This window comes from Clostridium pabulibutyricum, assembly GCF_058242705.1.
Window position 1 is genome coordinate 100,399 of sequence record NZ_JBZAYZ010000003.1, and the last position, 24,356, is coordinate 124,754.

General features: G+C 31.3%; 20 protein-coding genes and 1 riboswitch. All 20 genes read right to left on the reverse strand.

Annotation, left to right across the window (positions count from 1 at the left end; translation table 11 throughout):
- Window positions 1–346 precede the first annotated feature (346 nt).
- The 20 genes from AC4CVH_RS05635 to AC4CVH_RS05730 all read right to left on the reverse strand — a co-directional run bounded on the left by AC4CVH_RS05635 (window position 347) and on the right by AC4CVH_RS05730 (window position 24,345).
- Window positions 347–2,089, reverse strand: a complete 1,743-nt coding sequence (locus tag AC4CVH_RS05635; RefSeq protein ID WP_490786770.1) for an ABC transporter ATP-binding protein — start codon at window positions 2,087–2,089, stop codon at window positions 347–349.
- A gap of 77 nt (window positions 2,090–2,166) precedes the next feature.
- Window positions 2,167–4,377 carry a cellulose biosynthesis cyclic di-GMP-binding regulatory protein BcsB gene (locus AC4CVH_RS05640; RefSeq protein WP_490786771.1) on the reverse strand — a complete coding sequence of 737 codons (2,211 nt, stop codon included), beginning with the start codon at window positions 4,375–4,377 and terminating at the stop codon, window positions 2,167–2,169.
- Window positions 4,370–6,613, reverse strand: a complete 2,244-nt coding sequence (locus AC4CVH_RS05645) for a cyclic di-GMP-binding domain-containing protein, MshE-related (RefSeq protein WP_490786772.1) — start codon at window positions 6,611–6,613, stop codon at window positions 4,370–4,372. The genes AC4CVH_RS05640 and AC4CVH_RS05645 overlap by 8 nt, the downstream gene beginning before the upstream one ends.
- A gap of 12 nt (window positions 6,614–6,625) precedes the next feature.
- Window positions 6,626–8,182, reverse strand: coding sequence for a hypothetical protein (locus AC4CVH_RS05650; RefSeq protein ID WP_490786773.1), 1,557 nt, complete (start codon window positions 8,180–8,182; stop codon window positions 6,626–6,628).
- A gap of 19 nt (window positions 8,183–8,201) precedes the next feature.
- Window positions 8,202–9,263, reverse strand: coding sequence for a glycosyltransferase (locus tag AC4CVH_RS05655; RefSeq protein WP_490786774.1), 1,062 nt, complete (start codon window positions 9,261–9,263; stop codon window positions 8,202–8,204).
- 67 nt (window positions 9,264–9,330) lie between these two features.
- Window positions 9,331–9,412, reverse strand: a riboswitch (cyclic di-GMP riboswitch).
- A gap of 143 nt (window positions 9,413–9,555) precedes the next feature.
- Complete coding sequence (gene rfbC, locus AC4CVH_RS05660) at window positions 9,556–10,113, reverse strand: dTDP-4-dehydrorhamnose 3,5-epimerase (protein WP_490786775.1); 558 nt, start codon at window positions 10,111–10,113, stop codon at window positions 9,556–9,558.
- A gap of 1 nt (window position 10,114) precedes the next feature.
- Window positions 10,115–10,993, reverse strand: coding sequence for a dTDP-4-dehydrorhamnose reductase (rfbD, locus tag AC4CVH_RS05665; protein WP_490786776.1), 879 nt, complete (start codon window positions 10,991–10,993; stop codon window positions 10,115–10,117).
- A 22-nt stretch (window positions 10,994–11,015) separates the two neighbouring features.
- Window positions 11,016–11,888, reverse strand: coding sequence for a glucose-1-phosphate thymidylyltransferase RfbA (rfbA, locus tag AC4CVH_RS05670; RefSeq protein WP_490786777.1), 873 nt, complete (start codon window positions 11,886–11,888; stop codon window positions 11,016–11,018).
- A 20-nt stretch (window positions 11,889–11,908) separates the two neighbouring features.
- A complete protein-coding gene (gene rfbB / locus AC4CVH_RS05675) occupies window positions 11,909–12,964 on the reverse strand; it encodes a dTDP-glucose 4,6-dehydratase (protein WP_490786778.1) in 1,056 nt (351 codons plus the stop codon).
- 42 nt (window positions 12,965–13,006) lie between these two features.
- Window positions 13,007–13,147: a hypothetical protein gene (locus AC4CVH_RS05680; RefSeq protein ID WP_490786779.1), complete on the reverse strand. Its 141-nt coding sequence runs from the start codon at window positions 13,145–13,147 to the stop codon at window positions 13,007–13,009.
- Window positions 13,148–13,176: 29 nt separating this feature from the next.
- Complete coding sequence (locus tag AC4CVH_RS05685) at window positions 13,177–14,613, reverse strand: oligosaccharide flippase family protein (protein WP_490786780.1); 1,437 nt, start codon at window positions 14,611–14,613, stop codon at window positions 13,177–13,179.
- A 1-nt stretch (window position 14,614) separates the two neighbouring features.
- A complete protein-coding gene (glf, locus tag AC4CVH_RS05690) occupies window positions 14,615–15,709 on the reverse strand; it encodes a UDP-galactopyranose mutase (protein ID WP_490786781.1) in 1,095 nt (364 codons plus the stop codon).
- A 2-nt stretch (window positions 15,710–15,711) separates the two neighbouring features.
- A complete protein-coding gene (locus AC4CVH_RS05695; protein ID WP_490786782.1) occupies window positions 15,712–16,692 on the reverse strand; it encodes a hypothetical protein in 981 nt (326 codons plus the stop codon).
- A gap of 236 nt (window positions 16,693–16,928) precedes the next feature.
- A complete protein-coding gene (locus AC4CVH_RS05700) occupies window positions 16,929–17,474 on the reverse strand; it encodes an acyltransferase (RefSeq protein WP_490786783.1) in 546 nt (181 codons plus the stop codon).
- A 14-nt stretch (window positions 17,475–17,488) separates the two neighbouring features.
- Window positions 17,489–18,391, reverse strand: coding sequence for a glycosyltransferase (locus AC4CVH_RS05705; protein WP_490786784.1), 903 nt, complete (start codon window positions 18,389–18,391; stop codon window positions 17,489–17,491).
- Window positions 18,384–19,382, reverse strand: a complete 999-nt coding sequence (locus AC4CVH_RS05710) for a GDP-mannose 4,6-dehydratase (RefSeq protein ID WP_490786785.1) — start codon at window positions 19,380–19,382, stop codon at window positions 18,384–18,386. The genes AC4CVH_RS05705 and AC4CVH_RS05710 overlap by 8 nt, the downstream gene beginning before the upstream one ends.
- Window positions 19,383–19,404: 22 nt before the next feature.
- The gene (locus AC4CVH_RS05715) at window positions 19,405–20,727 is read right to left on the reverse strand and encodes a UDP-glucose dehydrogenase family protein (protein WP_490786786.1); all 1,323 of its coding nucleotides are present in this window, start codon (window positions 20,725–20,727) and stop codon (window positions 19,405–19,407) included.
- A 15-nt stretch (window positions 20,728–20,742) separates the two neighbouring features.
- Entirely contained in the window at window positions 20,743–21,939 is a 1,197-nt protein-coding gene (locus AC4CVH_RS05720) for a glycosyltransferase family 4 protein (RefSeq protein WP_490786787.1), read from the reverse strand.
- 22 nt (window positions 21,940–21,961) lie between these two features.
- On the reverse strand, window positions 21,962–23,206 hold the full coding sequence (locus tag AC4CVH_RS05725; RefSeq protein ID WP_490786788.1) for an O-antigen ligase family protein: 1,245 nt from the start codon (window positions 23,204–23,206) through the stop codon (window positions 21,962–21,964).
- On the reverse strand, window positions 23,206–24,345 hold the full coding sequence (locus AC4CVH_RS05730) for a glycosyltransferase family 4 protein (protein ID WP_490786789.1): 1,140 nt from the start codon (window positions 24,343–24,345) through the stop codon (window positions 23,206–23,208). The genes AC4CVH_RS05725 and AC4CVH_RS05730 overlap by 1 nt, the downstream gene beginning before the upstream one ends.
- Window positions 24,346–24,356 lie beyond the last annotated feature (11 nt).

The following is a 24,356-nucleotide window of genomic DNA, read 5'->3' on the forward strand; positions in this document are numbered from 1 at the left end:
TCTATTACTGCTCATATATTCATTATATTTACTCATTAAATTATCTATTCTATCATATGTAACTAGTTTATTTATGTTTACTACAAAATCAATAGTATCCCTATAATGATACTTTCGTATATATTGTAACACTTGTAAGTGAGTTGGCTTTTTCTTAGAATACTTATCTATTCTTATCATAGATTTTGACTTAGTATTCACTATCGAATTAAATTTTAATGTATCTTCAATGCAAACTTGTAAATTTTCTTCGTTTTGATAACAACAAAGAGAAGATCCGTTATCATATAAATGAATGAGCATTTCACACTGAAAGCATTTTCGACAAGTCATCACAATCTATATCCTATTCATCAAGCCCCTCAAACTGCATATTGTAATAGAAAGAATATAGTCCTCCTTTTTCAAGAAGATCTTTGTGGCTTCCTCTTTCTTTTATACTGCCGTCTTCTATTACAATTATTTCGTCTGCATTCCTTATTGTACTGAGCCTGTGTGCTATTACTATTGTTGTTCTTTCTTTTGCAAGTTTCTCAAGTGACTGCTGTATGAACCTTTCACTCTCATTGTCAAGGGCTGAAGTTGCCTCGTCAAGTATGAGAATAGGAGGATTCCTCAAAAATACTCTTGCAATTGAAATTCTCTGTTTCTGACCCCCTGAAAGTTTTACTCCGCGCTCTCCAACATAAGTATCATAACCACTTTCAAGAGACATTATATAATCATGGATATTGGCCTCTTTTGCAGCCTCTACTATTTCTTCAAAAGTTGCATCCGGTTTTCCATATCTTATATTGTCACCCAATGTTCCCGAGAAGAGATAAACATCCTGCTGGACTATTCCTATAGAGCCTCTAAGCGACTCCAATGTAACATCGCGTACATCCCTTCCATCTATAGTTACCGCTCCAGAGGATACATCATAAAATCTCGGCAGAAGTGAACAGAGGGTAGTTTTTCCCCCACCTGATGGTCCTACAAAAGCAACCTTGGTTCCCGCCTTTATTTTTATGCTTAAGTTATCTAATATCTGCTTCTTTTCATTATAGCTGAAGGAAACGTTCCTGTATTCCAGGTCACCTTTTACATTGTCAAGCTCTTTTGCATCCTTCTTGTCCACTACATCCGGATTTGAATCAACAATGTTCAAAAACCTCTTGAACCCTGCAAAACCCTTTTGAAACTGCTCTGCGAAGTTTATAAGTATATCTATCGGATTTATAAATATGTTTATATACAAAGCATAAACTGCAAGGTCCGATATTTTAAGTGAACCCTTGGCTATAAAATACGCTCCGGTTACAAGTATGACAACATACAAAAGTCCCTCAAAGAAAGCATTGCCCGCAATAAATTTTCCCATTGCCCTGTAGCTCTTCTCTCTTGAAAGCCTGTAGGCATTATTGTTCCTGTCAAACTTTTTCTGCTCAAGGTCTTCATTTGCAAAGGACTTTACAACCCTAACTCCAAGAAGACTGTCCTGAACAGATGAATTTATGTTTCCCATTTTTTTTCTATTGTCTAGAAATATCTTCTGCATCCTGTCATTTTGATAAATTGAAAATACCACCATTACAGCTGTAACTGCAAGGAGAATAATCGTCATCTGCACATTTATCATCATAAGTATTACAAAAGATCCAAGTATCTTTATAGCCGATATAAATACATTTTCCGGGCCATGATGTGCAAGTTCCGATATATCAAACAAATCGGACACCATGATAGACATCATCTGTCCTGTATTGTTCTCATCATAATATGAAAATGACATTTTCTGAAGATGATGGAAAAGGTCACGTCTCATGTTGTTCTCCATTCGTGCACCCATAATGTGCCCCCAGGAAGCAATAAAATATTGGCAGAAATACTTTACAATATATATTGCAATCATAAATATCCCGATATACAGCATGGAGTGAATTATAACCTGACTGTCCCTTACAAATATATTCTTTGAAAGATAGCTGAGTATAAGTGGAAAAGACAGGTCTACCAGTGAAACTACAAGCGCACACAGCATGTCTGCGTAAAAAAGAAACCTATAAGGCCTGTAATAATATAAAAATCTTTTAAATATTCTTGTCAAATTCAATGACTTCCTTTCTTGTATCTAAAAATAATTATCATTATACATTGACTTTGAGGCCTTGTAAAGCTTGATTTTTACTTGTCTTCGTCTTCCTCATGCCTTTCTTTTGAAATTTCTTTTTCCTTGAACCCCTGGGATTCCTTCATTATCCTGCCCGCTTCTTCAAACTGACTGCTCTTTTTTCTGATTCTCATAATAGTTACTATACACATTCCAATTAGAAAAGCCGCTATCAAAAGTACCCACCATGGAAATCCTGTCTTACCCTCAACGGACTGTACTACTGAAAGAAAAGTAACAGGAAGCTCGTCATCTTGTTTGTCGGTAAATGATATATTCGTAATTCCAAGCTTATTGTCTACAATTGATATCTGATTTTTCATGCCATTAAGATTATCCTTGTCCGACAGAAGTCTGTTGAAAGTTTTTAAATTAGCTTCATTTTCATACATAACAACATAAACTTTCTTATAAAAATTCCATGGAGACCTTATAGTTTCAATTACCGTCTTGTCCTTCAAAGTCTCCGGGACTTCCTGAATTCCAGACTCAATCTTGAATTTTCCATTTCCGCTTGGGACTATCGGCAAAAGCTTCTTAACTTTGTCAGGCAGATTTATATCATCAAAAGTTCCTATAAAAATCATGTCTCTGTCTTTATACTTTTTTGATATCGCTTCCTTCCCTTCCACAACATCAAAATCCAACACTTTTCCTGAACTCTGTCCAAGACGTCCTGCCATAAGCACTGCGGAATCAAGCTGATCTACATTTATATTTCCCGGGAATGACACAAGCATACTGTTTCTTTCCTCATCCGTATATTTATCTATATATGGAAAATTATCAAGTGACGGTTGAATGCCAACTTTTCCAGGTATAAGACGGATCTCGGAATTCGAATATATATATGTCCATGCACTGTCGTAATAATCCTTGGAACAATCTATTTTTCCTATATAATTGTATACCTGAACGCTTACATCTATAATCGGAGATTTCAAGGCACTTTTTGGAATCTTCACCTTAAGAGTACCATCATCTGCATTTGAGTTTGAAAGCTTTGTACTTCCTGCAAGTCTTCCATCTATATAAACTGAAAGAGTCGATCTCTCAGGTACAAGTATTTTTGAATGTCTGAACTTGAGATCTATATATGAACCTTCTGCAGACTCCAAACCCCTGGGCTGAACGAAGGAAAAACTTGTTGTCCTGTGAAAAGCACCCTGAAGATTGACATCTGAATATCCCCAGTCGGAGAACACATAATCTCCTCTCTCATTTGTGGCAAATTTCTTGTTCTTCTTGTCGACACTTGAATTTACAGAAAGAGTATTTTGGTTTATCTGTTTCAAATACTTACTCTGGGATATAAAGTTTACAGCCTTTTTAAGTCCAGTCCCGCCGTTTCCTCCTATTATGGTTTTATAATATGGATTTCCTGCCGAATTGCCTGAAATCGACAGATAACCCTGATCCTTGTCAAGCTTTGCAGACTGTACTTCTTTCTTCAAATCATCATAAGGCAGAATTACAACTGAATCTGCCCCCGATTTTGTTTTAGAGTTTCCCTGCACAACCTTGTAATCCATTAAATTCCTGTCAGGATACAAACTTCCTATAGAAGAGCTGAGTTTCAATATTCCAGATACAAGCCCTGTATTTTTTATGTCCGGAAGTATAAACTCGGACTTCAAAAGCTTGTTCTTGCCAAATTCATCAAAATATGATGAATAGAAGTTTGCAAGCTTCAGAGAATAAACACTTTTATCCGAAAAATGAACCTTTGAATCGCCATATATTGTAACCCAGTTGGAAGGATTGTCTATATCTGCACAATCACCAAGTATTGAACGGTGATCACTTTCAATTTTTATTTCATTTAACTTTCCTGTTCTGAGTTTGTTTAAAGGTATGTTTACCTTCCAGTAACCTTTCGACTTCGCATATATTTTGTATATCCATTCAGTAGCAACAGGTGTGCCGTTTATACTAAGAGACATACTTGAATGGTCATCTATAAGAGTGCCTGAAACTGAATAATGTATATTTACATAGCAATTATTGTCAAGCACAGCTCCATCAGGTATATAAAAATAATAGGAGGCATTATTTCTCGGCATATTGAAATTCTGGCTGTTGTCAAAAAGCTTCACATCATAATTATGCAGGGTTGTACTTTCTGAAGCGGACTTTGCACTTACGCCGGCAGACATAAAATATATAATTGTTACAAATAAAAACATTAAAAAATACTTTCTTCTTGCTTTAATCCTCTTAAACATGTGCTTCCTCCTTCAAATTGCTCTTGTCTCCAGATTCAGATGCAAGTCCATGATCCGTTTTCTCCCAGTAAAAAGGGTTCTTTATAAGCTGAAACAATGCCTTGTATGCAGCAACACTCATAAGCATCCAGTATACTGGAGTTAAAATTGCATACTTTATAAGCCCGTAGGAAAAAGGCTGCTTTTTTTTCAGTGCACAATCTCTTGTAACCCAGTACATGCCAACTGTATTTGTATAGGTAAACATAAAATTTCCAAAGAAAAGCTGAATAGCTGCAATATAGTAAAATGCCCCCGGGAACATCGACTTTATCCACAATGCCTTGGTCATATACCACCATACAAGCATAAGCCAGAAAAAAGGATTTATAATTGGAAGGAGCGGCGTTCCAAGAACCATAGCCTGATATCCTATAAATCCCTGCAGTCCAAGAGATCTGTACAATTCAATCGGATGCCTCATATGAACAAGCCATGTCTGCATATATCCCTTTATCCACCTGGATCTCTGTCTTATCCAGTTTCCAAGACGGGAGTTTGCTTCCTCCCAGGTACGAGAATCCACAACCGCTGTCTTGTACCCCTTCTTAAAAAGTCTTACGCCAAGGTCCGCATCCTCCGTTACATTAAAAGGATCCCAGGCACCAACTTCCCTCAAGAAATCCACCTTGAAGTGATTTGACGTTCCACCAAGAGGTATAGGCGTCTTAATTTGCATTATCCCTACAAGAAGAAGTTCAAACCACATGCTGTACTCTTGTGTAAACCATTTTGTAAGTATATTCTGGCTGCTGTTGAAATAATTCAGCTTTGCCTGAATGCACACAAATTCATCGGGAAGTTTCTTGTAGGAAAGATACACTTTCTTAAGCTGATCCATCTCAGGCCTGTCTTCTGCATCGTATATGACAACATACTCTCCTTTTGCCCTTATAAGGCCGTAATTGCACGCCTTTGGTTTTGTTTTAGGCTTGCAGTCCGGTACAATCATAATCCTGTAGTTTTCAGGAAGCTTCATGTTATTTAAAACCTCGAGGGTTTCAGTATCATCCTTTTCGAGGAGTATACACACATCCAGCTTGTACTGTGGATAATCAAAGTTTTGTATATTGCCAATCAAACTCTTTATCACCTCTTTTTCTTTATACACCGGAACAAGTATTGTATATACAGGAAGCTCCTTCTCGTCAATCGAATCCATTTCCTCCCTGGTAAATCTAAGCTGTGCGTCCCTGTTGGAGCCTTTAAGGACAATTACAAGTTTGAGTACGGTCATAATAGCATATATAATCTGAAAAAACAGGTTTATTGAAAAAAAGGCAATTTTATAATTCAATATTATCAAGATCACAAGCAGTATAAGCACAATTAAAACTACAATCTGCTGATTTTGTGAAAATGTTACGATAGCAGAGTTTTCAGGTTCATTTTCATAAAGCTCAAACACACTTTTTTCCGTTTGCGTATAACCATATACCTGTTCCCAGAAGTTATCTATCTCAACCATGGTAGCAAGTACCTGCTCCACAGGCTTGTCAAGGTATGATTCAATTTCAGACACCGAACTTGCCGGCAGTATCTCCCTTACAGCAAGAAGGTATATATCATCTCTTTCATTTATTATTATCGCATTGTGTTTAAGTGCAATGTCATAGGGAAGCTTCCATGAATTCCTGAGATTTGTCCTTTTGCCAACTCTTCCGATGCTGCCCTGTATTGCAAGATCATTATACAAGTCTTTCGGAGTTATATATTTTAGAAACAGAAGTACTTCTCCAAGCCTTCCCCCGCTTTTTTTCTGAAGCTCAACTGCTCTTTGAAGCTGCTCATTTGTTATTTTTCCTTTTTTAACCAGCATCTCCCCTATAGGTAGCCTGTCCTTGTTTCTATTTTTCAAAAAACCTTCAAGTTCATCCTTTTTAATATAATCCCGATAAACAAGAATATCACCTATACGTCCACCATTCTCTCTTTGATATTCCATGGCAGAGTTTAATTGTTCCCTGTCTATAAGTTTCTCCTGAAGAAGCTTTTCTCCAAGTCTCGAAAACTTGTCTGTATTTATAAACCTATCAAGTTCGTTTCTTGAGATAAAGTTATTCTCTACAAGCACCTCTCCCATGAGCCCCCCGTGCTCTTTCTGATAATCCAGTGCAAGTTTTAATTGATCCACAGTTATATAGCCCATATTAAGAAGTCTGTTTCCAATTTTGTCAGTATTTTTTTCTTCTAACACCTGCAGCACCCCCTAATCTATAACCTTGAATATCTTGTATCCATCAAATTCTTTGTACAAAGTGCACCATTCTGCACCATTTTTATACAAATCCGGATACCTTACATTGAATGCGTCAAGAGACCCCACACCCGAATTTGGATCAGGCACGATTATATATTGTATATTGTACTTTGCCGGGTCCTTAATATATGTATTAAAATATAAACTGTTGCTTATTATAAGGTTATCCGTATTTTTCACGTTTAAAATAATTGAAGACGTAACAAAAGAATCCATCATTACTCTATTATCGGAAAGTTCATCATTTATAGTTTTGGAAATGTCCAAATACCTGCTGCTCACTACAGCAGTCTGTTCTTCCACTGCAAGAACAGGATCTGAAAGAGCCTTTGCTGTAAATATACCGGATACAAGAAGTGCCACAACCAAAATCAATGATACATCACGTCTAAACACCTCTTTTGCATCGGAAATCTCATATGGAATCCATGCTGCAGTTATTGGAAGCACATATGAAAAAAACCTGAGCCATCCATAAGAACTTCCTTTAACAAGCATCAAAAAATGAAAAGATATAAGTGATGCAGCAATTGCACACAACATAAAAAAATCACTTTTTAAAAGCCTTCTTGTAGCAAATCTTTCAACTACAACACCAAAGAAAAGCGGCAGGAAAGGAAGAGACCTTACAAATACATACTTCAATATTGCAAAAAGCGAACCAACTGGCCTTGTAAGCTGACTTTGGGCTTCATTGGAATAGCTGGAATTCAAAAAATAGAGCGGATTTCCAGTTATTGTCCAGTTCAAAAACACCCATATGAGTATGCCGTATATCAAAGGAGCATACAGTACTATTGCAGTCCCTTCCGCATAATAATATCTTTCATGTTTTATGTTTTCCGGCACAAACTTCTTTTCGTTTTTATTCAAAAATATATTCACAAGTACCGCAAGTCCTATCCCTGCTGCAAATGGTATTGCCTCATACCTGCAAAAGAAGGCAAGAGTAAGTGAAAAGGCTATCTTTACAATGTATTCGGGCTTCCCCTCCTTCATCCAGAAGGTAAGGTTCGTCACAGCATATATCACAAATATAAAGAATACCTCTTCGCTCATGCCATTCATTCCATAAAAAAATATAAACGGATTTGCAGCATACAAAACTGTCAAAGGAATATAATATTTTCTTTCAACACCCAAATGTACAAATGCCTTTAAAAGTATGACAGCGCCAAAAGCCGCAGAAACTGCCGTTACAAAAGAACTTGAAATGCCTGAAGACACAATTGGCCTCCAAAGTTTGGACATTTCAACAAGCGGGAGCTGCATTATGCTCGGAAGAGGATTCCATACAAATCCAACAGATGCAAGCCTCAAGGGTTTCACATACAGCACATAGAAAGCATTGGCCGTCCTGCTGAATGCATCATTTAAAAGTATGCCCTTAAAATATCCAAGATAAATTCCTCCTGCAAATTCAAGTACAAATACTATTAAAAATACATAAATCGAATTCTTAAGTGGTAATTTTGAGAATTCAGGCTTGTTATAACTCTTTGCCATAGCTTAAAATCTCCTTGAATTATTTTTTCCACGTCCATAGTCTGTTAAGGTTGTAATTCCAGAACACCGCACCAAAAATGCCCGTCAAATTTGCAATATTATAATTAATTCCGAGTCTGTAGTGTAAACAACTCAATATAACTATGTTTATAATTATTCCGCAAAGTGAAACAACAATAAATTTAAAGGCCTCGGAAAACAATCTTACCGTCTTTTTATCTTTCCATGTAATATTTCTGTTCAAAATAAAATTTCCAATCATGGCAATAAAAGCTGAAACCGTACCTGAAATTTCTACAGATACACCATGAAATACAAAAATATTGTAAAATATCATGTTGACAAATACTCCTGCAATACCTACCATGGCAAAAATGAATATCCTTCTGTCTTCGGGACTATACCTTACCAAGTTAAAAATATGTTTCAAATAATTGATCTGTTCGGCAAAGGACATCTTTGATTTTCCATACTGCCTTTTTTCAAATTTATAAGGTATTTCCAAAACACTTTCATATCTGCCGCGGACAAGAATTTCCATAAGTATCTTCCATCCGACAGGCTTCAATTCCACATTATTCACTATCTTTTTTCTAAAGGCGAAAAATCCCCCTGTAGGATCACTTATGCCTCTGAGTTCTTTCAAAAACAATTTTCCTATAAGAGCCGCCGTATGCGAAACAATCTTCCTAAAAATGCCAAGACCGTATTCATCGCCACCTAAAAGATGCCTGCTTGGAATTACAATATCGCAGCCTTCTTCTACACATCTTACCATATCAGGCAAAAGTTCCGGTGGATGCTGAAGATCCGAGTCCATAACTGCAATGATCTCACCACTGCTCATGTCTATACCCGACACAACTGCTGAGGCAAGTCCATTTTTATCTTGTCTATGAAGATATTTTACATTATGATTCGTCTTTTTTAAAGTATCAAGATATTCCACCGTGTTGTCCGTACTGTCATCTACAAATATAACTTCATAGTCTTCAGTGTCTTTAAATGCTTTCTTTATTCTATTTGTAATCTTTATGACATTTATTTGTTCATTGAATGTTGGTATTACTATACTTACCACGAGAAATCACTTCCTCAAAATTATATAGACAAGTAAATAAACTGCAAAAAATAAACCGACCTAACTTTTAAAAGTTGGTCGGTTGCACTACTAGCTCACTATATATAAAGTGCCCAAATAACTATATAGTTCCTCGCTTCCACAAATATATTATGATTATATCACAGTTTGAGTGCTTATAAAATCCCGAATATTCGAATTCTGAAAATTTAATCACAATTTATTTTGGCTTAATATATAATATTTTCTACTATTGTCGCAGCTTCACTTTTGGTGAAATGATTGCAAAAATTCATATATTCAACTTATTCAATCCTGGCCACAATTTATCCTTCTTCGAGAATATAATATTCTCCATGCCTATATTCTCCAGCGGCCATTTTATGGCAATATCGGGATCATTCCAGATAAGTCCGCCTTCATCCTCAGGATGATAAAAATCAGTACATTTATAACAAAACTCTGCCTCTTCCGAAAGTACAAGAAAGCCATGGGCAAAACCTTTCGGTATATAAAACTGTTTTTTATTTTCTTCTGAAAGCGTAACCCCTACCCACTTTCCATAGGTCTTTGAATTTACTCTAAGATCTACCGCCACATCAAAAACTTCTCCTTTTACTACACGGACAAGTTTCCCCTGAGAATGTTTTTTCTGAAAATGAAGCCCTCTTAGGACTCCTTTTGAAGACTTCGACTGGTTATCCTGAACAAATTTCATATCAAGTCCAGCTTCTTTAAAATCATTGTAATTGTATGTTTCCATAAAATAACCTCGATTGTCTCCAAAAACACCTATTTCTATTATATATACACCTTCAATATCCGTACCTTGAAATTTAAATTTTCCCATATCAATTCATCCCCTCTATAAATGATTTAAGAGCATCCTCCCAGTTTCTCATTTCATCTCCCACAGTACACCTAAGCATCATGTTGTCAAGGGATGAATATTCAGGCCGTTTTGCCTTTCTTTCAAGCTTGTTCGAGGTCATTGGAGACACACTGCAGTTTATTTTTGCATACTCCACAATCTTCGACGCAAAATCATACCAGCTGCACTCGCCTTTTCCAGTACAGTGATATACTCCATATTCATCCGTAAGCAGCATTTTAAGAATATGATGTCCAAGATCATTTGCATTTGTTGGATTTCCCCTCTGGTCATTTACTACATCAAGATGTCCTCGCTCCTTTGCGGCTTTAAGAATCGTATACACAAAATTCTTTCCGTATTTTCCGTAAAGCCAGGATGTTCTTACTATAAAATATCTTTCTGTGTTTTCACGTATATAACTTTCGCCAAGAAGTTTTGTTTTTCCGTAAACACTTGATGGACTCGGGATATCATATTCCCTAAACGGAACACTTCCTTTTCCACTGAACACATAGTCTGTGGATATGTGCATAAGTTTTGCACCCGTTTTTTTTGCCGCCAGTGCAAGATTTCTAGGCCCAACAGAATTTACAGAAAACGCCTTATCTTGATTCTCCTCACAGCCATCTACATTTGTATAGGCTGCACAATTTATTATTACATCCGGTTTTAATCCGACAATGTAATTCATAACATCATTATACCTGGATATATCAAGTTCATCTCTTGAAAAAAATTCTATACTTGAGTTGGAATAAATCCCGTCTATTTTCCCAATTTCAGATTTTCCATCCTTCAAAATGGAAGAAATCTCGGATGCCAGCTGTCCCCCTGCACCTGTAACAATTATTCTCATTTTAAATCATCTCCGTAAAAAGTTATTTTAACTTCAAAAGACCTAAAAGATATTTTCCATAATCAACTTTCTTAAGTGGTTCTGCAAGCTTTAAAAGCTGTTTCTCATCTATATACCCTTTTCTGTATGCAATTTCCTCTATACACGAAACATAAAGTCCCTGTCTTGTCTGTACCGCCTCAACAAAATTTGCCGCACTTAAAAGTCCCGAAGGCGTACCGGTATCAAGCCATGCCATGCCCCTTCCAAAAAGTTCAACCTTCAGCCTTTCCTGTTTTAAATATTCATTGTTTATGTCTGTGATCTCAATTTCTCCCCTTTTTGAAGGTTTTATTGATTTTGCAATTTCAACGACATCATTGTCGTAAAAATAAAGTCCGGGAACGGCATAATCAGACTTTGGAACAGCGGGTTTTTCTTGGATTGAAATTACATTAAAATCCGCATCAAATTCTACAACCCCAAAGTCTTTTGGATTGCTTACATGATATCCGAAAATAGTCGATATCCCATTTCTCTTTGACGCTGTCTCAAGCCTTTCAGAAAATCCATAACCATAAAACACATTATCTCCAAGAACGAGAGAAACATCGTCATTTCCAATGAATTTCTCTCCAACTATAAAAGCATCTGCAAGTCCTCTCGGCTCCTCCTGAACTTCATAGCTGAACCTAAGTCCCAGCTGACTGCCGTCTCTGAAGAGTTCTCTGAAAGAGTCCAAATCGCGCGGTGTTGATATTATAAGTATATCCCTTATTCCTGCAAGCATCAAAACAGAAAGAGGATAATACACCATAGGCTTGTCATATACCGGAAGTATCTGCTTGGACACAGACTTTGTCATAGGATAAAGCCTTGTTCCAGAACCACCTGCAAGTATAATTCCTTTACGCATATAAAAATTCCTCCTCTCTGCTATCTTTTGTCATACATGTTTTTATAATAATTTTTGTACTGGCCTGAAGTAACACTGTCCATCCATTTTTTGTTATCAAGATACCACTTTATAGTTTTTACTATGCCTACTTCAAATTTTGTTTCCGGATACCATCCAAGATCACACCTTATCTTTTCAGGATCTATTCCATATCTCCTGTCATGTCCCTTTCTGTCTTCCACATGTTTTATGAGAGTCTCCGAAACACTTGAGTCAACATTTTCCTGTATATACGAAATTATAGTTTTTAGAATATGAAGGTTAGTTCTCTCGTTATGTCCGCCTATATTGTACACTTCTCCAGCTTTTCCACGTTCAAGTACCATGTCTATCGCCTTGCAGTGATCCTCAACATAAAGCCAGTCTCTTATGTTCATTCCATCACCGTAAAGAGGTATATCCCTCTTCTCCATGCAGTTATTTATAACAAGCGGAATTAATTTTTCAGGGAATTGACAAGGTCCATAATTGTTTGAACACCTTGTGATGTTTATCGGCATTTTGTAGGTATCGTGATATGCCTTTACCATAAGATCTGCAGATGCCTTGCTGGATGAGTAAGGACTGTGGGAATCAAGAGGTGTTTTTTCCGTAAAGTATCCCTCTTTTCCAAGAGAGCCATAAACTTCGTCTGTTGAAACTTGAAGGTACTTTTTGCCAGGTTTAAAACTATCACCCTGCTGCCAAAAATGCTTCGCAGTATCAAGAAGTGACACTGTTCCAAGTACATTGGTCTGTACAAATATTTCGGGATTTTTTATGCTCCTGTCCACATGAGATTCTGCTGCAAAGTTTACAACATAATCTATGTCATATTCTTCAAATATAGAAAATAGCTTGGCCTTATCGCATATGTCACCCTGAACAAATATGTAATTTGAATTACCCGATATGTCTGAAAGATTTTCAAGATTACCAGCATAGGTAAGCTTGTCATAGTTTATTATTTTTATGTCACTATACTTATTAAGCATGTAATGGATGAGGTTTGAGCCTATGAAACCCGCACCTCCCGTAACTAAGTATGTTTTCATTTGTATTCAACTCCTTTCAACCAATAATATAATTTATTTTAATTATCTAAGATTTTTGTAGTCCTCATATCTCCTACACAATCTCAAACAACTTCTCACAGTTGAATCAGACAAATCACTCTCTTCTAAATATTTCCATACATACACCTCACCTTTCGTATAATCTATTCCCCTTGAATTCATTACTATTCCCCCTTATAATAAAATTGCTGTTACTTAACAAGCTTAACTTTTTTCAGTACAATATCAATAATCTTTCTATTCATACTAGATTTAAATAGCAAAAGCATAATTATATAAGTTAACCCACCTAAAAGGATCTGAATCATTGTAGTTCTAAAAGCAACGCCAATGGTATTGCCTATAAATTTCACTTCACCAAACATAATAATACCTGCGACCAAATATTTCCATGTATCTGTAAACATCTCTTTAAATTGAATATCTTTTCTTATCATATAAAATTGTACTGCTGTAACAGAAAACTCTGCAACTACCGTGGCTATTGCAGTTCCAAGTGATTGAAAATATCTTATCAAAATTATATTAAATATTAAATTAACCACTGCACCTGTAGTCACAGATATTGTAAACTGCTTTATCTTTCCAACCGGCATCATATACTGAACTCCCAAAACATTGCTCCATGCAATAAATACTATTATAGGACTTATAACACAAATCAAAGTCCCTGTTTTGCTAAATCCATTTCCAAAAAACCAAGGTGTAAATTGAGTTGCAATACCGGCTAGTCCAAACATCATAGGTATTGATAAATATGAAGCAAAATCAAAGGACTTGAACAAGTATTCTTTAACTTTTTTCATATCTCCTTTTGCGAATGTATTAGCAACTCTTGGAAGCATTACAACTCCCATTGCAGTAACTACTGCAAGTGTCATTTTTGTTATTTTATCTGACATATCAAAATATCCAACTTCATTTGTGTTTGAAATATATCCAAGCATAGTTTTATTCAACACCAAATAAATCTGAGTTGCAATCTGAGGAATAAACAAATTAATAGATGGCACTAAGTGTCTCTTTACATCAAAAAAATTTATTTTAACTCTAATTACAACTTTAGGAACATAGAACCACAATGTAAGCTGTCCAAATAATTCTGAACATCCAAGAATAAGAACATATTTCCACAAATCTGAACGAGTCTTTACGAATAAGAAAATAAACGCTACACTTACAATTTTAACTATAAGGTTTCTAGTAACAGTTTTTTGAAAATCCTCCAATCCCATAAAAAGCCATGAAATATCTACTGCTGCAGATATTATAAATACAGATTGAAATATAAATATTGTCTTATATTGACTGTTAGTAACTTTTATAAATATTACAAATACCAAGTAAGAAATTAAAACGGTAATTATTTTTAGTAAAAATATACCAAAGAATGTTTTACTCAATTTTACTTTATTGTCTCTAACATATGCAATTGATCTATTTCCATAAAGAGATATTCCTATTGTTCCAAATAAAATAAAATATTGAATAATAGAGTTGGTATACGCATTTATACCAACTCCACCGCTACCAAGCACTCTTGATATATAAGGTACTGTTATTAAAGGTACTATTAATATTACAACTTGATATATTACATTATAGATATAATTCTTTGCTATACTCATATCAATTTCCTTTTATTCTATGTTTAAATGAATCCAGTGCCTTTTTTACTACAGCATCTATGTTATAATATTTATATTCTGCTAATCTTCCCAAAAATACAACATTATGAAGTTTATCACATTCAAGCTTATATTTATTGTACTGTTCAGCGCATTCATCAGTCGGTATCGGATAATATGGTTCTCCATCCCATGTAGGATATTCCCTCATTATAGTTGTTTTACTACTTTTTTGATTAGTCAGTTTCTTGAACTCTGTTATTCTAGTAAAGTCGTAATCATTAGGATAATTAACTACTGGCGCTCTCTGATAAGAATCGCAATCCAATGTTTCAAAATCAAATTTCAAACTTCTGTACTTCAGATGTCCAAATTTATAATCAAAATAGTAATCAACTTGTCCAGTATATATTAAAGTATTATAATTTATATTATTTATCACATCTTTATAATCAGTATTTAAAAGTATATGTATATTGGAATTAATCATATTTGAACATAATTTAGTATATCCATGCTTAGGCATTCCCTGATATTTATCTGTAAAATATCTAGTATCTCTATTATATCTTACAGGTATTCGGGATATAACTGATTTATCTAATTCATTAGGATATACATCCCACTGTTTTTTTGTATAATTTTTAAAAAACTTTTCATAAATCTCTTTTCCTGCTTTACTAAGAACTACGTCCTCTGAATTTTTTATATTTTTAATATCTATAGATCTATCTTTTAAAAATTTTTCTATTTCATTATTTGAAAGATTCAAATTACACAATTGATTTATAGTTTCCGTTGTAATAGGCATTGGAATATAATTCCCATCTATATATGTCAAAACCCTGTGTTGATAGTAATTCCACTTTGTAAATTTGCTTAAATAATCCCATACTTCTTTATGGTTAGTATGAAATATATGAGGACCATATTTATGTATTAGCATTCCATCGTTATTATAGCAATCATAACAATTGCCACCTATATGATCTCTTTTCTCTATTACAAGTACCTTCTCATTTAACTCATTAGATATACGTTCAGCTACTGTAAGGCCCGAAATTCCTGCACCTATAATTACATATCTAAAATTCATGATTAATCACACCTTTTAAAGATATTTAATAAATCTTTCTGAAACTTATTTTTTTCACCTAATATCATTTCTCTGTATTCTTGAAAATCCTTAATTGAATTATCATATTCGTATAAACATAAATTTATCGTATCTATAATTTTATCAATGTTCTTTATATCATCATCAAATTTATATTTGTCATCAATAGGAATATCTTGATAAAATCTAGCAGCTCCTCGTTTTCCCGTTATTATACAACAACCTGATATCGCCGCTTCCCTAGGAAACCTATCTTTTCCAGGATGATTTCCAAAATCAATATAAACTTTACCTTTTCTTAGAAGCTTTTTTATTTCATTAACATTCATATTTTTTAAAGGGATCCAATTTATGGTATTTCTAGTCTTGTCTATTATATGTTTTGTAAATTCGTAGCCTTTTTTAGGATTGTAAAAACAAATGTCACTTCTATCTTTAGATAGGTAAGAAATATTATTACTTATGTAATCATCATTTATATAATCAGACAAAAACTGAATTTTTTTTATTCCTTTATTATTAAGGAAATCATATGCATAATATGATTGAACTAAATGTTTAACTTTATTATCAGGATTTTTTAAAGAATAATATTGCAAAATTCCAAGCAACATTTTTATTTTGGTTTTTATACCTTTTAATCTTCCATAATAATTATCAATACTTAACCACCATATTATTTTCCTTATGTTATTAAATTTTTGTAAAACATTAGTATATACTTCTGGAACTATTAGAACATTTTCTTTATTATCAACTATATCTGTTACATACTCAACATTATACTTTTGAAATCTCTGTGCTATTGGATTAGAAGTGTTATTAGGAAGATAGTACATTTTTACATTATAACCCAATTTAGTTAATCCATTACACAATTGATGTAAAAGTTCAGTACCTCCCGTTGGAGCATTAGCTGTACAAACTATATATACAATAGATTTTTCCTGTAAATTAATCATAAAATTCACCCTCTAGAATAAATACACTATCCTTGAGCATAACTCTAAGGATTTAATTTTTTTAGCCAAATTACGAATATTTTTTCTATTACCAAAATTCACTTACAATATTTTCTCAACTTTTATGAATCCTTAAAATATCTCACGATAAGAGTGCTACATAACAACAAAAAATCCTTATATAGATAAATATTTTTGTCTAAGTCATTAAATAAATCTCCTATTTTAAAACTATATCATATATTTCTTATAAATCTTGCCGGAACTCCTCCAACAACGCTATTACTCGGAATATCTTTATTAACTAAACTGTTAGCACCAATTATCGAATTATTTCCTATTTTTATTCCACTTAAAATTGTAACCTTAGCCCCAATCCATACATTATTGCCTATTATAGTTTTTTTAATTTTAAATCCTTGAGTGTTGTATTTTTTATTTTTTTGTTTAAACTCATGATCATTATCTCTTATAGATACACACTCACCAATCATACAATCATGTCCAATTATTATACATTTCCTACAATGTATAATAGAAAATGGTCCAATAAATGTATTTTTCCCTATATATAGCTTACCATATTTATAACATTTAATATTTACATAATTACTTACAAAAGCATTTTTAAGAATTACAACTTGAGCTTCATGTTCAATATATAAATCCACTTTACTACCGAAATTACCAAAATAAAATAATATCCTTTTACCATATATTAATTTTACTAATATATAAAATATAATTTTTTTAAACATAGAAATTATTTTTAATAAATACATAAATCACCTCTCGACTAAAGATTTCTTATCTTATTAAAAATGAATGCAATCCAGTTAGGTATATATTTTTTTAATTTATTTTTTAAATTTTTATTGCCATATGTTAGATTGATGTTTTTTTTGAATTTTTTATAAAAAAGTTGTTCAATTATATCTTTATCATTCTCTACAATTCTTTTTTTAAAATTATATTCATTTTTTCTTTTCATACAAAAGTCTTTATAATTTATAGTTTTTAAATTGCTATAATTTCCAGAAAGATTATTCGTATGTATTCTATATTTGACAAGAGTTTCATGTATGTATCCTATATTTCCAAACATAGATAAAAATAATGCAATATAAAAATCATGTTGCATTATTTTTATATCTATGGGGAAAATTTTATTTATATAATATTCATTTCTAAAACACATAGTATTAGAAGAAAATCTTGCATTATAATTATTCAAACTTTTAAAAGTTGCAAATGATTTTTTAAAACCTATAAAACTAAATTCCGAATTTAAAAATGTTATATCTTCCTCATTAATGAGACACCTATCTGTAAAACAACATACCATATTAGGATTATGTTTTAAAAATTGAATTTGTTTTTGAATTTTTTTTTCTTCCCATATATCATCATGATCAGCTAATGCAATATATTTTCCATCTGCTAAAGAAACTCCATAATTTATATTATATGTTAATCCTCTATTAGTACGATTTTTAACAAATTTCACTAGTATTTGATTATTTTCCAATTTGTCAATCCAATTTTCTATAATAATTTCAGTATTATCAGTAGAATAATCATCTATAATTATTAATTGTATTGGTTTATAAGACTGCGTACATATAGATTCCAACATTTTTAAAATATATTTTTCACCATTATATGTAGGTAGTATGACAGTAACTAATTCATTATTCACTTAGCTCATTCCTTTTAATTTCCTTATACCAATCAATAAATTTCTTTATTCCATTTTCAAAACTAATATTAGGTTTATATCCTAACATTTGATTTGATTTTTTTATATCTGCACAAGTCCTATTAACATCACCTGGTTGCATTGGTAATATATTTAATTTTGCTTTTTTATTCAACCCATTTTCTATAGTTGAGACCATTTTGCTTAATGATATTGTATGATCCCCTCCAATATTAAATATCTCATAGCAATTATTATTATATATATAATCAATTGATGCCAATATTCCATGTATTATATCACTGATATAAGTGTAATCTCGTTCGGTACTTCCATTGCCATAAAACGGAATCATTTTTTCTTCTAAAATTAACTTTGTAAATTTATGTATAGCCAAATCAGGTCTCTGTCTTGGACCATATACTGTAAAAAACCTTAAACATGCTATATTTATATTATATAAATGATGATATGTATGAAGTAAAAGTTCACAAGACTTCTTAGTAGAAGCATATGGTGATATCGGAAAATCTACATTGTCAGTTTCTGAAAACGGAACTTTCTTGTTATTACCATACACTGATGAACTAGATGCAAAAATAAATTTGTTAATACAATTTTCCTTACATTGTTCTAATAAATTCAATGTACCCATTACATTAACATCATAATATAATTGTGGATTTTTTATTGATGGCCTAACGCCTGCCATTGCAGCCAAATGTACCACTACATCTACATTTTCTTTAAATACATTGTTTAAATCTTCTCTATCTCTTATATCTCCTTGAACTACTTTAAAATTTTTATTTGGTATTTCATTATTGTTAATAAATTTTTGTATTTCTTTTATGTTATTTCGTTTTATTATAGGATCATAGTAATTATTAAAATTATCTATAACTATTACCCTATTTTCTCCACTCAATAATGATTCACATAAGTGTGAACCTATAAAACCTGCCCCGCCTGTTACTAATATATTCTTCATAAATACACCTGCCTAAAATATTTTACCTTCCTATAGATACATATTTAAAACCCAGTTTTTTCATTTTTTCTGAATTGTATATATTCCTAAAATCAAAAAAATACTTATCTTTCATTAAATTCTTTATTTTAGATAAATCTAAATTTCTAAATTGATTCCATTCTGTTAAAATCATAAATGCATCTGATCCCTCTACGGCAGAATATTCATCACTACAATATTGAATTTTATCTTCTATATCCTTAAATCTCCATTTAGCTTCTTTATAGGCTTGAGGATCATAAGCTTTTATGTTTATTCCATATTTTACCAATTCTCTTATAATTACAAGTGATGGAGACTCTCTCATATCATCCGTTTCAGGTTTAAAAGATAATCCTAAAATTGCAATTGTTTTATTATTTATGATCTTCATTGCATCTAAAACTTTATTTACCATTCTCAATTTTTGACTTTCATTTGCTTCTATAGTAGCTTTAACTATCGAACAATTACATCCATAGTGTTCTCCTATTTTAACAAGAGCACGAGTATCTTTTGGAAAACAACTTCCACCATACCCGGGACCTGAATGTAAAAACTTTGGTCCTATTCTCTTATCCATACCCATAGCCTTAGATACATGTTGTATATCCGCTCCAATTTTTTCACAAAGTCCTGTTAGCTCATTTATAAACGATATTTTAGTCGCTAAAAATGCATTAGAAGCATATTTTATAAGTTCTGCAGTTTCTATATTAGTAATCAAGAATGGAGTTTCATTAATATACAAAACTCTATAAACTTCCTTCATAATATTTATAGCCTTTTCAGATTCGGCACCTACAACAACTCTATCTGGATGCGTAAAATCACGTATTGCTGCTCCCTCTCTCAGAAATTCTGGATTGGATACAACATCAAAATCATAATTTTGTCCTCTTTTATTTAGTTCTTTCTTTATAATTTGTTTTACCTTTTGTCCAGTTCCAACAGGTACTGTAGACTTGTCAACTATAATTTTATAGTCATTCATATATTTTGCTATATCTTTTGCAACATCTGATACATAATGCAAATCAGCACTACCGTCCTCTGAAGGCGGAGTTCCTACAGCAATAAATATGACCTCATTTTCTTCAACTGCTTCTTTTATGTCAGTTGTAAACTTTAATCTTTTATAATATGAATTTCTCTCAACAAGTTCAGCCAGGCCAGGTTCATATATAGGAACTTGTCTATTATTTAAATTGTTTATTTTGTTTTTATTATTATCTACACATGTAACTTCCATACCAAAGTCGGCTAAACATGTACCGCTAACTAATCCTACATATCCAGTACCAATTATTGCAATTTTATTCACCTATAATTCCCCTTTCTAATTACTGTTAATCACATTATTAAAACAGCCAATTAGCCTTTCATAATATTTATCAATGTTATTATTATAAATTGCGTACTTCTTAGCATTACTCACAATATTCTTATACTGTATGATATTCATATTATAACTTTTTTCCAAAGCATCAATAATATCTTGAGTGTTTAAAATATCAAATATAATTCCTTTATCATCTTTTAACATATCAGGTATTCCACCTCTATTACTACCTAAGACCAGAGATTCCGTGCACATCGCTTCTAAGACTGTATTAGGATAATTCTCCATCCAAAGTGATGGTACTATTACACTATAAATTTTCTTCAATATTTCAATTATTTTATCATAATTTAAAAATCCCAAGTACTTTATTTTGTTACTACTCTGTAAATATGTATTTAATTTTCTAAAGTTATATTTATCTACACTACCAGCAATAAAAAGCTGTACATTCTTATCTCTTGAAAATATATTAAACGCTTCTAATAATTTAAATATTCCTTTTTCTTCATTTACAGCTCCATAATACATATATGTTTTTATATTATAATTAAGTGTTTTATTAAATCCAATTAATTTTGTAAAATCAAATGGATTATTTATGCATTCAATATTATATTCATGATCTCTACAATATTCTGTCAGCTTTTCACTAGGACATATAAATTTATTAATGTATTTTTTCCTCAACTTGTATGTTGTGTTATACATATATTTTTTCATGAAAATTTTATATTTTTTACATCTTAATATACAATTATTATACTTTACACCATTACAAATATTATAATCTTCATATATACATGTACTTAAGGGACATACAGCTGAATAATCTCTTATAGTTTGTACCGTTTTAAAACCACTTAGAGATTTATACTGAGTAATTGGAGCTAAATAAAAATTATTTATATGTATAATGTCTGGATTAATTTTATTTAAAATACTTGTTACTTTATAAAATAAATCCTTATCCAAAAATAGTTTTCTTTTAATTTTTTTAACTCCTCTATTAATAATAGGTATATTAATAAAACCATTATCTTCATTATAAAAAGAATCTCCTATGGGAAAATTATTATCAAATGTTAATAAATAAACCTTATGTCCCTGGGATTCCAATATCATCTTTTCTCGTCTACTTTGAATTTCCGCTCCACCACATATTAACAAATCATTAATTATTAAAATTTTCATAATATACTCCCTAATATTACAATTAATTATTAGCATAACAACAATCAGATATATACCCACACATAGCTAAAATCAAAGCAAAATAAGTTCCTGAAATCGCCTCAAATATTACATGTCCACCTAATGTCGATATAATAAATCCAATAATCGATGATAGTAATAAAGTACTTTTTAATAATGTTAATATCTTTGTATTATTAAATAATAATTTAATAATATTTTTTAATAATACATATAAAATCATAATTGTACTAATTATACCGGAATAATATATTAGCCCATATATATCCATTTCTATCGTTTCAAAAAAACTATTACTTTTGAGTAGCAAATCGTTACCGTATGAATAACCAAATCCAAATAATATAATAAAAATTTTACTATACTTAGAGTTACTTATAGTCTTTTTCGCATAATCTATTTCTTGATTTCTATTACTTAATATATAACTCCATATATTTTCAGACTTGTTAAATAAATATGATTGATCAATATAAAATTTGTTTATAATTTTAGATAAAAGTAATAATAAGCCCGCCATAAAAATTATTATAACAAAATAAAACATTAGTTTTTTATATGTTAATTTAAAAATTTTATTATATATAAATATACAAATAATAGTTATAGCTATTCCCCCTATTAATGCAACCTTGGTCCCAATAATAGCTGATGAAATTAAGTTAAATATAAATATAAACTTATATTTAACTTTCTTGAAATTTATTAAACAATAAAAACATATTGGTAATGTCATAATTATAACAGCTGATATAGCATTCTGTGCAACAAAAAAGCCTTTATTGCCACCTCTTCCTAAAGTTCCATATGTTTGTAATCCTATCTTAAATACATATGAACCTAGAATTGATATACTTATAAATACAGTTGATATTGATATGGTTTTACATATATCATCAATGCTAATTATTCCATTTTTTAAATATTTTATAAAATCAAAGAGTACAACAATTAAAAATTCTATCTTTAATATATATGACAAATTGTCAACCATACTAATACCAAAATTATTTAAATAAAAGTATAGTCCACCAACTAATAGGAAAAATGTTAAGAAAATTATATAAATTATATGATTCAATTCCTTTATATCATTTATAAAATATATAATAAATATTACTCTAATTAATTGATTGATATGTAAATTAGTATCACATATAACATTAGTTAATGTATAAATTATATCTATCAATGGAGTTATAAATATAAAAAACAATAGTATAGTTCTTTTATTAAGAAACGTCATTAATTATCACCTTTTAAATAATTATTATAAACTTCTTCATATACAGATATTGTATTAGTTGCAGTATCAATAAACCTAAACTCTTTAGCTCTAATCTCAGATAAATATCTAATTTTATCATAAAACAATTTATTTTTTTCATATTTAAATATCGCATTTTTAATACTTTCCGCATCATATGGATTAATTAATATACCAATGTGATTAACAACTTCTGGAATTGAAGATACATTGGAAGAAATTATTGGTATTCCTTGAGACATAGCTTCTAAATTTGGTAAACCAAATCCTTCATAATACGAAGGATAAATAAACAAATAGGCATGTTTATACACAGCTGGTAAATCATCATCATCTACATAGCCAGTTAAAACAATATCCTTTTTAAATAGATTTTGATCTATACATTTAAGAATTGGTGAATAGAGCCACTTTTTGCTTCCAACAATAACCAGTTTCTTATTTCCCCCATCTTTTTTATATAATTCATAAGATTTTAATAATGTATTTATATTTTTCCCGGGTTCTAAATTTCCCACATATAACAAGTATTTTTCGTTTGGTAAATCATACTTTTTTATAACATTGTGTTCAGATTCATTGCAAAAAAATTTATCATCAACACCTAAATATATATTTTTAAACTTGCAATTCAATCTAGGCCAATATTTTTTTATATCGTTTTTTGTACTATTTGAAACAGTTATTACATATCTTATATTATATCTAATTCCTACAGGCATTAGATATTTTCTATAAAATACTCTTAATTTATCATACTTCCATTTGATATTATATTCTATTAAATCATGAACCGTTAGAATTAATGGAATATGTGTATACAAAATTAGAGTAGGATCTAAAATATGAATCATATCCAATTTAAATTTATTTGGTTTAAAATATAGTCTATTTTGATAAACTATTCTTTTATAAAATTTATACTTTCCTTTCATATATAGTACCTTTTGAAAATTGTGTTTTTTTATTTTTATTAAGTTATAACTCTCTGAATTCAAGAATACAATATATGTATTCTCTGAATCAACATTTTGTAAATTTTCTATCAAATTAATTGCATATCTTCCTCTTCCATCTAATTTTTTTCTTAAAAATAATAAATCTAAACCTATGATCATATTATCAATCC